The organism is Kitasatospora sp. NPDC057518 (assembly GCF_042802075.1).
Classification (GTDB): domain Bacteria; phylum Actinomycetota; class Actinomycetes; order Streptomycetales; family Streptomycetaceae; genus Kitasatospora.
The window spans coordinates 13,320-27,028 of sequence record NZ_JBHVEU010000002.1 but is presented as its reverse complement, the minus strand read 5'-3'; the positions used below and the strand labels follow the sequence as shown (position 1 = coordinate 27,028).

Genomic DNA, 13,709 nt, shown 5'->3' with positions numbered 1-13,709 from the left:
CGAGGAGGACCCACGATGGCCGATGAGAAGCAGCTGCTCGACGCTTTGAGGAAGCTGGCCGCCGAGCACTTCGAAACCCGTGAGCGGGTCAAGGAGCTGGAGTCCGGCGCCCGCGAGCCGATCGCGATCGTGGGCATGGGGTGCCGGTACCCGGGCGGGGCGGTCGGTCCCGAAGAGTTCTGGAACCTGGTGGCCGACGGCGTCGACGCGGTGGGTGGGTTCCCGTCCGACCGCGGCTGGGAGGCGTTCGACAACCAGGGCGGATACCGCCGGCAGGGCGGATTCGTCTACGACGTGGCCGACTTCGACGCGGGGTTCTTCGGGATCAGTCCGCGTGAGGCGATGGCGATGGACCCGCAGCAGCGGTTGCTGCTGGAGACCTCGTGGGAGGCGATCGAGCGCGCGGGGATCGACCCGCGGTCGCTGCACGGCTCGGCGACCGGCGTCTTCGTCGGTGCGAGCCACGCCGGGTACGAGGCCAGCCTGCCCGTCGAGGACGCCAGCCTGGACGGCTACCGGCTGATCGGTACGGTGTCGTCCGTGGCGTCGGGCCGGATCTCGTACTGCCTGGGTCTGACCGGTCCGGCGGTGACGGTGGACACGGCGTGCTCGTCGTCGCTGGTGGCGATGCACCAGGCGATCCTGGCGCTGCGGTCGGGCGAGTGCTCGATGGCGCTGGCCGGTGGCGTGGCGGTGATGGTGTCGCCGGGTGCGTTCATGGAGTTCGGGCGTCAGGGCGGTATGGCGTCGAGCGGTCGGTCGAAGGCGTTCTCGGAGGAGGCCGACGGGATCGGCTGGGGTGAGGGCGCGGGCATGGTGCTGTTGGAGCGCCTGTCCGATGCCCGGCGCAACGGGCACCAGGTGCTGGCGGTGATCCGTGGCAGCGCGGCCAACCAGGACGGTGCGTCGAACGGCCTGTCCGCGCCGAACGGTCCCTCGCAGCGGCGGGTGATCCGCGCGGCGTTGGCCAACGCCCAGCTGTCGCCCTCCGACGTCGACGCGGTGGAGGCCCACGGCACGGGTACGACGCTCGGTGACCCGATCGAGGCCGGCGCGCTGCTGGCCACGTACGGCCAGGAGCGTTACGAGGACCGGCCGTTGTGGCTGGGGTCGGTGAAGTCCAACATCGGGCACTCGCAGTGCGCGGCCGGTGTGGCCGGTGTGATCAAGATGGTGATGGCGCTGCGGCACGAGGTGCTGCCGAAGACGCTGTTCGCCGAGGAACCGTCCTCGCACGTGGACTGGACGTCCGGGAACGTGCGGCTGCTCCAGGAACCGGTGGCGTGGCCGGCGGGCGAGCGGCCGCGTCGGGCGGGTGTGTCGGCGTTCGGTGTGAGCGGGACGAACGTCCACCTGATCGTGGAGGAGGCCCCGGCGGCCGTCGAGGCGGCGGCTGAGCCGGCGGGCCAGGAGAGCCCGGTGCTCACCGGGGCGGCGGGTGTGGCCTGGCCGGTCTCCGGTCGCAGCGTGGCGGCGCTGGCCGGTCAGGCGGGTCGGCTGCGTGAACACGTGGCGGAGCGGCCGGAGTTGCCGGTCCGCGATGTGGCGTGGTCGCTCGCGACGGCGCGTGCGGCGCTGGAGCACCGGGCGGTCGTGCTCGGTGGCGAGCGGAACGAGCTGGCGGCGGGGCTGACGGCTGTCGCCACCGGGCAGCCGGCGGCGGGTGTGGTCACGGGGTCGGTGGCGGCCGCCGGGGTGGGGCGGACGGTGTTCGTCTTCCCCGGTCAGGGCAGCCAGTGGGTCGGGATGGGGCGTGAGCTGGCGGAGGCCTCGCCGGTGTTCGCGGCGCGGCTGGCGGAGTGTGCCGAGGCTCTGGCGCCTTATGTGGACTGGCAGTTGGACGACGTTCTGGCGGGCCGGCACGGTTTCGAAGCCGCTGATGTCGTGCAGCCGGCACTGTGGGCCGTGATGGTCTCGCTCGCCGCCGTCTGGCAGGCGGCTGGTGTCGCTCCGGACGCGGTGCTGGGTCACTCGCAGGGTGAGATCGCCGCTGCGGCCGTCGCGGGGATCCTGTCCCTCGATGACGCCGCCAAGGTGGTGGCTCTGCGGAGCAAGACCCTGAAGGTGCTGGCCGGTCGTGGTGGGATGCTGTCGATCGCGGAGTCGGTGGACGGTGTCCGCGCCCGGATCGCCCCGTACGGCACCCGCCTTTCCGTCGCGGCGGTGAACGGCCCGTCGGCGACGGTCGTCTCCGGTGACGCCGACGCGCTGCGTGAACTCGCCGAGGCATGCGGGGATTCGCCGCGTGCCCGGATGATCCCGGTGGACTACGCGTCCCACAGCGCCCACGTGGACGAGCTGCGCGAGGAGATCCTGACCGTCCTCGACGGGATCCGGCCTCGTGAGGCGCAGGTCCCGATGGTCTCCGCGCTGACCGGTGCATGGCTCGCGGGCCCGGAGCTGGACCCCGCCTACTGGTACGCGTCGCTCCGGGAGACCGTGGAGTTCGACCGCGCCGTGCGGATCCTCGGCGACGCGGGCCACGGTGTGTTCCTGGAGGTCTCGCCGCACCCGGTGCTGACTCCGGCGATCGGTGACAGCCTGGAGGACCGTTCCCCGGTGGTCGCAGGCACCCTGCGGCGCGACGAGGGCGGTGCTCAGCGCCTGCTGACCTCGCTCGCCGAGGCGTACGTCCAGGGCGCCCCCGTCGACTGGGCGTCGGTGCTCGGCGCCGGGACGACCGTCGCGCTGCCGACCTACGCGTTCCAGCGGCGCCGCTACTGGCCCGAGGCCCCGGCAGTGGAGCGCGCGAAGCTGTCGGTGGACGACTGGCGCTACCGCATCACCTGGCGGCCCTCTGCCGCGAGCGGCCCGGCGGACCTGTCCGGCACCTGGCTGGTCGTCGGCGACGCCCCCGACGCGGCCACGATCGCCGAGGCGCTGACGGCGCGTGGCGCCGAGGCGGTGCGGACGACGCTCGCGGGCCTCGACGAGGCCATCGCAGGAGCGGGCGGGGACGTGCGCGGTGTGGTGTCGCTCCTGGCGCTCGACGAGTCGCCGGACGCCGAGTTCGCGTGGCTGTCCCGGGGCAGCGCCGACACCCTCGACCTGGTCCAGAGGTTGGGCCGGGCCGGGATCACCGCTCCGCTCTGGGTGCTGACCCGTGGCGCGGTGCAGGTCGCCGCCGACGAGGTGACGACCAGCCCGGTGCAGACCCAGGTCTGGGGTCTCGGCCGCACGGTCGGTCTGGAGCACGCGGACCGCTGGGGCGGTCTGGTCGACCTGCCGCCGGTGGTGGACGCCGATGCCGCCGCTCGTCTGGTCGGCGTCTTCGCCGACGGCCGGGAGGACCAGGTCGCGGTGCGGCCGTCGGGTGTGTTCCTGCGCCGCCTGGTGCGGGCCGAGGCCCGGCGCGTCGAGTCGGAGGACTGGTCGCCGCGCGGCACCGTCCTGCTGACCGGTGGCACCGGCTCGATCGGCGTCTGCATCGGCCCCTGGCTTGCCGAGCACCGCGCGCCGAGGGTGGTTCTGACCTCCCGGTCCGGCCCGTCGGCGCACGGCGTGGCGGCGCTCGCCGCCGCCGTGGCGAACGGCGGCTCGGCCGTCGAGGTCGTCAGCTGCGACCTGACGGAGCGTGCGCAGGTCACGGCGATGGTGTCGTGGATCGAGGACACCGGCCCCGGCCTGTCCACCGTCCTGCACTCCGCCAACGCGCCGATCCTGGCCCGGGTGGAGGACACCAGCCGGGAGGAGCTGGCCGTCGCGGTCGGCGCGAAGGCGGCCGGCGCCGTCCACCTGGACGAGGCGACGGCGGACCTGGGCATCGACGAGTTCGTCCTCTTCTCGTCGATCTCGGCGACCTGGGGCAGCAACGACCACGCCGCCTACGCGGCCGGCAACTCCTTCCTGGACGGCCTCGCCGAGGACCGTCGCGCCCGTGGCCTGCCCGGGACCTCGATCGCCTGGGGCGTGTGGAACACCCGCGACTGGGACGCCGTCGACGCGGCGATGGACCAGGCGCCCGGTCGCGTCACCCCGCACCGCCTGCTGCGGCAGGGCATGAACTTCCTCGACACCCAGCGGGCGCTGACCGCGCTCGGCGAGATCCTGGCCGACGACGAGACCTTCATCGCCCTCGCGGACGTCGAGTGGGAGAAGTTCGCGCCGGTCTTCACGGCCGCGCGGCCTCGCCCGCTGCTGGACACCATTCCGGAGGCCCAGGAGGACACGACGGTCCGTCGTGACGAGGACGGGCGTGGTGACTTCGAGCTCCAGCTGGCCGGCCTGTCGGCGGCCGAGCGGCGCCGGACGGTCACCGAACTGGTGCGGACGCACGCGGCCGCGGTGCTGGGCCACGAGTCGGTGGACGAGATCGTGGCGAGCCGGGCGTTCCGGGAGCTGGGCTTCGACTCGCTGACCGCCGTCGAGCTCCGCAACCGCCTGAACACCGCGTGCGGCCTGCGGCTGCCGTCCACGGTGATCTTCGACCACCCGAGCGCCTCCGCGCTGGCGGACGAGATCCTGGCCGCGCTGTTCGGCACGGACGCGGACGAGAGCCAGGCCGTGACGGCGGCGGCGGTGTCGACCGACCCGATCGCGATCGTCGGCATGGCCTGCCGCTACCCGGGCGGCGTCCGGACACCCGAGGAGCTGTGGGACCTCCTGGTCGCGGGCGGGGACGCGATCGGCGCGTTCCCGGCCGACCGCGGCTGGGACATCGAGGCGCTGTTCGACCCCGACCCCGACGCCGAGGGCTCGACCTACGTCGTGGAGGGCGGATTCCTCAGCGGGGCCGCGGAGTTCGACGCCGGGTTCTTCGGGATCAGCCCGCGCGAGGCGATGGCGATGGACCCGCAGCAGCGCCTCCTGCTGGAGACCTCCTGGGAGGCCGTCGAGCGGGCCGGCATCGACCCGAAGTCGCTGCACGGCTCCGCGACCGGCGTGTTCATCGGCGCGGCGTCGTCGGGCTACATCGCGACGGGTGCCACCGTCCCGGGCGCCGAGGCGCACCTGATCACCGGCAACGCGCTGAGCGTGCTCTCCGGCCGGGTGTCGTACACGCTGGGCCTGAACGGGCCCGCGGTGACCGTCGACACGGCATGCTCGTCGTCCCTGGTCGCGCTGCACCAGGCGGGCCAGGCCCTGCGGTCGGGCGAGTGCTCGATGGCGCTGGCGGGCGGTGTGACGGTGATCGCCGACCCGGCCGAGTTCGTCGGCTTCTCGCGCCTGCGGGCGCTGGCCTCCGACGGCCGCTGTAAGGCCTTCGGCGAGGGCGCCGACGGCATGGGCATCGGCGAGGGCGCGGGCATGCTCGTGCTGGAGCGCCTCTCGGACGCCCGCCGCAACGGGCACCAGGTGCTCGGCGTGCTCCGGGGGAGCGCCGTCAACCAGGACGGCGCCTCCAACGGCCTGTCCGCGCCCAACGGCCCGGCCCAACGGCGGGTCATCCGCGCGGCGTTGGCGAGTGCGCAGCTGTCGGCCGCGGATGTCGACGTGGTCGAGGCGCACGGGACGGGCACGGAGCTGGGTGACCCGATCGAGGCGGGTGCGCTGCTGGCGACGTACGGCCAGGAGCGGTTCGAGGACCGGCCGTTGTGGCTGGGGTCGGTGAAGTCCAATATCGGGCACGCCCAGCAGGCCGCCGGTGTGGCCGGTGTGATCAAGATGGTGCTGGCGCTGCGGGCCGGGGTGCTGCCGAAGACCCTGCACGCGGACGAGCCTTCTTCGCACGTGGACTGGGAGACGGGCAACGTCCGGCTGCTCCAGGACGCGGTGCAGTGGCCGGCGGGCGAGCGGCCGCGCCGGGCGGGCGTGTCCGCCTTCGGTATCAGCGGCACCAACGTCCACCTGATCGTGGAGGAGGCCCCGGCGGCCGTCGAGGCTGCGGCTGAGCCGGCGGGCCAGGAGAACCCGGTACTCACCGGGGCGGCAGGCGTGGCCTGGCCGGTCTCCGGTCGTGGCGCGACCGCGCTGGCGGGCCAGGCGGGTCGGCTGCGCGAGTACGTGCTGGCGCGGCCGGAGCTGCCGGTGGGCGACGTCGCGTGGTCGCTGGCCACGACGCGATCGGTGTTCGAGCAGCGTGCGGTCGTGCTGGGCGGCGAGCGGGGCGAGCTGGCGGCGGGTCTCGCGGCGGTGGCCACGGGACAGCCGGCGGCAGGTGTGGTGACCGGGTCGGTGGCGGCCGCCGGGGTGGGGCGGACGGTGTTCGTCTTCCCCGGTCAGGGGAGCCAGTGGGTCGGGATGGGGCGTGAGCTGGCGGAGGTCTCGCCGGTGTTCGCGGCGCGGCTGGCCGAGTGTGCTGCGGCTCTGGCGCCTTATGTGGACTGGCAGTTGGACGATGTGCTGGCGGGCCGGCACGGCTTTGAGGCTGCTGACGTTGTGCAGCCGGCGCTGTGGGCCGTAATGGTGTCGCTCGCCGCTGTGTGGGAGGCGGCGGGTGTCGCTCCCGATGCGGTGGTGGGTCACTCGCAGGGTGAGATCGCTGCCGCCGCCGTTGCGGGGATCCTGTCGCTGGAGGACGCGGCGAAGGTCGTCGTTCTGCGGAGCAAGACCCTGAAGGCGCTGGCTGGTCGTGGCGGGATGCTGTCGATCGCGGAGCCGGTGGCGGGTGTTCGGGCGCGGATCGCTCCGTACGGTTCCCGTCTGTCGGTCGCGGCGGTGAATGGTCCGTCGGCGACGGTCGTCTCCGGTGACGCGGATGCTCTGCGTGAACTGGCGGACTCCTGTGGGGAGTCGCCGCGTGCCCGGATGATTCCGGTGGACTACGCGTCGCACAGCGCCCATGTGGACGAGCTACGGGAGGAGATCCTCGCTGTTCTCCAGGGCATCGCGCCGACCGAGGCTCGTATCCCGATGGTGTCGGCGCTGACCGGCGCGTGGCTGTCGGGCCCCGAGCTGGACCCCGCCTACTGGTACGCGTCCCTGCGCGAGACGGTGGAGTTCGACCGCGCTGTGCGGATCCTCGGCGACGCGGGCCACGGCGTGTTCCTGGAGGTCTCGCCGCACCCGGTGCTGACCCCGGCGATCGGCGACGCCCTGGAGGAACGCTCCCCGGTCGTGGTCGGTACCCTGCGGCGCGACGAGGGCGGCGCGCAGCGCCTGTTGACCTCGCTCGCCGAGGCGTACGTCCAGGGCGCCCCCGTCGACTGGGCGTCGGTGACGGCCGGCGGTACGACCGTCGCGCTGCCGACCTACGCGTTCCAGCACCGCCACTACTGGCCCGCCTTGGACGGCCGCCGTTCCGAAGCGGGCGAGGCCACCGGTGCGGAGGCGGGTTTCTGGACCGCCGTGGAGAGTGGTGATGTCACCGCGCTCGCCGATCTGCTCGGGGTGGACCCGGCGGATGCCGCGCTGGGTGCGCTGACCGACTGGCGGCGCCGTGAGCGGGCCGGCTCGGCGGTCGCGGACTGGCGGTACCGGGTGTCGTGGGCGCCGGTGAGCGAGTCCAACGGGGTCCTGGCCGGGACGTGGCTGCTGGTGGGGGAGTCCCCGGATGCCGCTGCCGTCGCGGAGTCGCTGGAGCACCACGGGGCAACCGTGGTCCGCTCGGCTCCGGACGGTGTCGCCGCTGCGGTGGCCGCGTGCTCCGATCTGCGGGGTGTGGTGTCGCTGCTGGCGCTGGACGAGTCGCCGGAGGAGGCGGGTCCGTGGGTGTCGCGTGGTGGCGCTGACACGCTCGCGCTGGTTCAGGAGCTTGGGCGGCTCGGTGTGTCCGCCCCGCTGTGGGTGGTCACGCGGGGTGCGGTGCGAGCGGTCGCGGGTGATGTGGTGCGGCCGGTCCAGGCGCAGCTGTGGGGTCTGGGTGCCGTCGCGGCGCTGGAGTTGGCGGGCCGCTGGGGCGGCCTGATCGACTTGCCGACAATGGTGGACGCGCGTACGGGTGCGCGGCTGGCGTCTGTCCTGGTCGGGGATGAGGATCAGGTGGCGGTGCGTGCGGGCGGTGTGGTGGCGCGGCGGTTGGTGCGCGCTGGCCGTCCGAACGTGCGCGAGGCGTGGTCGCCGCGTGGCTCGGTCCTGGTGACGGGTGGCACGAGCGGCGTCGGTGCGATCACTGCCCAGTGGGTGGCGGATCGTGGCGCGTCTCGGGTGGTGCTGACGTCCCGTTCGGGTCCGGGTGCTGCCGGTGTGGCGGAGTTGGCGGCCTCGATCGCGGCTCGCGGTGCGGCGGTGGAGGTGGTGTCGTGTGACATCGCCGACCGTGCCTCCGTGGCGGAGATCCTGGATCGTATCGATGCGACGGGTCCGGCGCTGTCGTCGGTGGTTCACTCGGCCGGGACGGGCGGGCGGACACCGGTGGAGCAGCTGTCGGTGGCCGAGCTGTCGCGGCTGCTGTCGGCGAAGGTCGGCGGTGCTGTGGTGCTAGACGAGTTGACGGCGGGTCGGGATCTGGACGCGTTCGTGCTCTTCTCGTCGGGCGCGGGTGTGTGGGGAAGCGGCGCGCTGGCTGGCTATGCGGCGGCGAACGCGCATCTGGACGCGTTGGTGGAGGATCGCCGTTCCCGTGGTCTGGTGGCTTCTTCGGTCGCGTGGGGCCTGTGGGCCGGCGTCGGCATGGCGGCCGGCTCGGGTGGCGAGCGGTTGCGTGAGTTCGGTATGGAGGGCATCGACGGGCGTCGGGGCATGCTGGCGCTGGGTCAGGTCCTGGACGCGGGCGAGGGTGCGATGGTGGTGGCCGGCTTCGACTGGCCGCAGTTCGTGCCGACCTACACCCTGCACCGGCCGAGCCGGCTGCTGGCGGACCTTCCCGAGGTCCGTGCGGTCCTGGCCGCCGAGGCCGCCGTCACCACGACGACCGAGGAAGTCGGCGCGTGGGCAGTCCGGTTGGCCGGGATGCCGGCCGCGGAGCAGCGCCAGGTCCTGACCGACCTGGTGCGCGGCCACGCGGCGGCCGTCCTCGGCCACGAGTCGGCGGACGACGTGCTGCCGCAGCGGGCCTTCAAGGAGCTGGGCTTCGACTCCGTCGGAGCGGTCGAGCTGCGGAACCGCCTCTCCAAGGAGGTCGGTGTCAAGCTGGCCTCCACGATGGTCTTCGACCACCCGAACGCCACTGCCCTCGCGGACTACCTGCGGGGCGAACTCGTCGGCACCGGCGGCCAGACGGCCCAGGCCGACGGCGCGGTCCAGGTCGTGGCCGCGGCGATCGGCGAGCCGATCGCGATCGTCGGCATGGGCTGCCGGTACCCGGGCGGTGTGACGGGGCCCGACCAGTTCTGGGACCTGCTTGTCGCGGGGACCGACACGATCAGCGAGTTCCCGACCGACCGAGGCTGGGAGGCCGTCGAGGAGGGCTTCGGCCAGCGGCAGGCGTACCGCCGACAGGGCGGATTCATCTACGACGTGGCCGACTTCGACGCGGGGTTCTTCGGGATCAGTCCGCGTGAGGCGTTGGCGATGGACCCGCAGCAGCGGCTGCTGCTGGAGACGTCCTGGGAGGCGATCGAGCGCGCGGGGATCGACCCGAAGTCGCTGCACGGCTCGGCGACCGGCGTCTTCGTCGGTGCGAGCCACGCCGGTTACGACGCGAGCCTGCCGGCCGACGACCGGAGCCTGGACGGCTACCGGCTGATCGGCACGGTGTCCGCCGTCGCCTCGGGCCGGATCTCGTACTGCCTGGGCCTGACCGGCCCCGCCATCACGGTGGACACGGCCTGCTCGTCCTCCCTGGTGGCGATGCACCAGGCGATGCTCGCCCTGCGGTCGGGCGAGTGCTCGATGGCGCTGGCCGGCGGTGTCGCGGTGATGGTCTCGCCCGGCGCGTTCATGGAGTTCGGCAGCCAGGGCGGCATGGCCTCCAGCGGCCGGTCGAAGGCGTTTTCGGACGAGGCCGACGGCATCGGCTGGGGCGAGGGCGCGGGCATGGTGCTGCTGGAGCGTCTCTCGGACGCCCGGCGCAACGGCCACCAGGTGCTGGCGGTGATCCGCGGGAGCGCGGCCAACCAGGACGGTGCGTCCAACGGTCTGGCGGCGCCGAACGGTCCCTCGCAGCGGCGGGTGATCCGCGCGGCACTGGCCAACGCGCAGCTGTCGCCCTCCGATGTCGACGCGGTCGAGGCCCACGGCACCGGCACCTCGCTCGGCGACCCGATCGAGGCGGGCGCGCTGCTGGCCACGTACGGCCAGGAGCGGTACGAGGACCGGCCGTTGTGGCTGGGATCGGTGAAGTCCAACATCGGACACACCCAGTGCGCCGCCGGCGTCACCGGTGTGATCAAGATGGTGATGGCGCTGCGAAACGGCATGCTGCCGAAGACCCTGCACGCGGACCAGCCGTCGACCCACGTGGACTGGGAGACGGGCAACGTCCGTCTGCTCCAGGACGCGGTGCGGTGGCCGGCGGGCGAGCGGCCGCGCCGTGCGGGGGTGTCGGCCTTCGGTGTGAGCGGCACCAACGTCCACCTCATCCTGGAGGAGGCGCCCGACGCCGAAGCCGAGGAGCTGGAAGCCGAGGTGCTTCCGGTGCTCGCGGGTGGGGCGTCGGCCTGGCCGGTCTCCGGCCAGAGCGCTGCGGCGCTCGCGGGTCAGGCGGGTCGGCTGCGTGAACACGTGCTGGCGCGGCCGGAGTTGCCGGTCGGCGACGTCGCGTGGTCGCTCGCGACGACGCGTGCGGCGCTGGAGCACCGGGCCGTGGTGCTCGGTGGCGAGCGGAGTGAGCTCGCTGAGCGTCTGGCGGCGGTGGCGACGAAGCAGCCGGCGTCCGGTGTGGTGACCGGTTCGGTGGCTCCTGGCGGGGTGGGGCGGACGGTGTTCGTCTTCCCCGGCCAGGGGAGCCAGTGGGTCGGCATGGGCCGCGAGTTGGCCGAGTCGTCCCCGGTGTTCGCGGCCAAGCTGACGGAGTGCGCCGAGGCTCTCGCGCCGTACGTGGACTGGCAGTTGGACGATGTGCTGGCGGGCCGGCACGGCTTTGAGGCCGCTGATGTGGTGCAGCCGGCGCTGTGGGCGGTGATGGTCTCGCTCGCCGCTGTGTGGGAGGCGGCGGGCGTCGCTCCGGACGCTGTGGTCGGTCACTCGCAGGGTGAGATCGCGGCGGCCGCCGTCGCGGGGATTCTCTCCCTCGGCGATGCCGCGAAGGTCGTGGCTCTGCGGAGCAAGACCCTGAAGGCCCTTGCTGGTCGCGGCGGGATGCTGTCGATCGCGGAGCCGGTGGACGGTGTGCGCGCGCGGATTGCCCCGTACGGCTCTCGCCTGTCGGTGGCGGCGGTGAATGGTCCGTCGGCGACGGTCGTGTCCGGTGACGCCGATGCGCTGCGTGAACTGGCGGACTCCTGCGGGGATTCGCCGCGTGCCCGGATGATTCCGGTGGACTACGCGTCCCACAGCGCGCACGTGGACGAGCTGCGGGAGGAGATCCTCGCTGTTCTCCAGGGCATCGCTCCGACCGAGGCTCGGATCCCGATGGTGTCGGCGCTGACCGGTGCATGGCTCGCGGGCCCCGAACTGGACCCCGACTACTGGTACGCGTCCCTGCGCGAGACGGTGGAGTTCGACCGCGCCGTGCGGATCCTCGGCGACGCGGGCCACGGCGTGTTCCTGGAGGTCTCGCCGCACCCGGTGCTGACCCCGGCGATCGCCGACAGCCTGGAAGACCGCTCCCCGGTCGTCGCAGGCACCCTGCGGCGCGAGGAGGGCGGCGCGCAGCGCCTGCTGACCTCGCTCGCCGAGGCCTACGTCCAGGGCGCCCCCGTCGATTGGGCGTCGGTGCTCGGCGACGGGACGACGGTCGCGCTGCCGACCTACGCGTTCCAGCGGCGCCGCTACTGGCCCGAGGCCCCGGCGGTCGAGCGTACGAAGCTGTCGGTGGACGACTGGCGCTACCGGATCACCTGGCAGCCGTCCGCGATCAGCGGTTCGGCGGTCCTGTCCGGGCCCTGGCTGCTGGTCGGGGACGCGCCGGACGCCGGTGCGGTGGCCGACGGGCTGGCGGGTCGTGGCGCCGAGGTCGTGCGGACGACGCTCGAGGGCCTCGATGAGGCCATCGCCGGTGCCGGTGCGGATGTCCAGGGCGTGGTGTCCCTCCTGGCCCTGGACGAGTCGCCGGACGCCGAGTTCGGGTGGGTCCCGCGCGGCAGCGCCGACACCCTCGACCTGGTGCAGAAGTTGGGCCGGGCCGGGATCGCCGCTCCTCTCTGGGTGCTGACCCGCGGCGCGGTGCAGGTGGCCGCCGGCGAGGTGACGACCAGTCCGATCCAGACCCAGGTCTGGGGTCTGGGCCGGGCCGTGGGCCTGGAGCACGCGGACCGCTGGGGCGGTCTGGTCGACCTGCCGCCGGTGGTGGACGTCGAGGCGGCCGCCCGGCTGGCCGGCGTGCTCGCGCACGGCCGGGAGGACCAGGTCGCGGTGCGGCCGTCGGGTGTGTTCCTGCGCCGCCTGGTGCGCGCCGAGGAGCACCGGCCCAAGGCCGGGGCCTGGAGCCCGAAGGGGACGGTCCTGCTGACCGGCGGTACGGGCTCGATCGGTGTCTGTGTCGGCCCGTGGCTTGCCGAGCACGGCACGCCGAGGGTCGTTCTGACCTCCCGTTCGGGTCCGGCGGCGCCCGGGGTGGCGGCGCTGGCCGCCACCGTCGCGGCTGCGGGCACCGCCGTCGAGGTCGTGTCGTGCGACCTGACGGAGCGTGCGCAGGTCACGGCCATGGTCGCGTGGATCGAGGACTCCGGCCCCGGCCTGTCCACCGTCCTGCACTCGGCGAACACGCCGTACCTGGCCCGACTCGAGGACACCAGCCGGGAGGGTCTGGCAGCGGCACTGGGCGCGAAGGCGGCCGGCGCCGTCCACCTGGACGAGGCGACGGCGCACCTGGGCATCGACGAGTTCGTGATGTTCTCCTCGATCTCGGCGACCTGGGGCAGCAACGACCACGGCGCCTACGCGGCGGGCAACTCCTTCCTGGACGGCCTCGCCGAGGACCGTCGCGGCCGGGGCCTGCCCGGGACGTCGATCGCCTGGGGTGTCTGGAACACCCGCGACTGGAACGCGGTCGACGCGGCGATGGACCAGGCGCCCGGCCGGGTGACCCCGCACCGGCTGCTGCGGCAGGGCATGAACTTCCTGGACACCGACCGGGCCCTGACGGCGCTCGGCGAGATCCTGGCCGACGACGAGACGTTCATCGCCCTGGCGGACGTCGAGTGGGAGAAGTTCGCTCCGGTCTTCACGGCCGCCCGCCCGCGCCCGCTGCTGGACACCATCCCGGAGGCGCAGGAGGACACCTCCTCCGGCCGTCCGGAGGACGACCAGCGCAACGAGTTCGCCGCCCGGCTGGCCGGCCTGTCGGCCGCCGAGCGGCGCCGGACCGTCGTGGAGCTGGTGCGGACGCACGCCGCCGCGGTCCTCGGCCACGACTCGGCGGACGAGATCATGGCGAGCCGGGCCTTCCGCGAGCTGGGCTTCGACTCGCTGACCGCCGTCGAGCTCCGCAACCGCCTGAACAGCGCGTGCGGGGTGCGGGTGCCGTCCACGCTGGTCTTCGACCACCCGACCCCGGAGGCGGTGGCGGACTTCCTGATCACCGAGCTGACCGGGAGGGAACTGGTCGGCCACACGGCCGTGCTGGACGAGTTCGAGCGGCTGGCCGCCGGGCTCACCCCGTCGGACGACGAGACCCGCGCGGAGATCGTCGCCCGCCTGGAGGCGCTGACCCAGCGCTTCCGCGCCGTCCGCGAGACCGGGGCGGACGGGACGGGCGAGGCCGACGAGCGCGCTCTCCAGGAGGCCACCGCCGACGAGCTGTTCGCCCTCCTGGAGGACGAGCTCGACGACCCGGACTTCGACTGACC

1 protein-coding gene is annotated in these 13,709 nt (G+C 73.5%); it reads left to right on the top strand.

Features of this window, described 5'->3' with window-relative positions:
* The first annotated feature begins 129 nt into the window (after positions 1-129).
* On the top strand, positions 130-13,707 hold the full coding sequence (locus tag ACFU7Z_RS00380; RefSeq protein WP_380775039.1) for a type I polyketide synthase: 13,578 nt from the start codon (positions 130-132) through the stop codon (positions 13,705-13,707).
* The last annotated feature ends 2 nt before the right edge of the window (positions 13,708-13,709 follow it).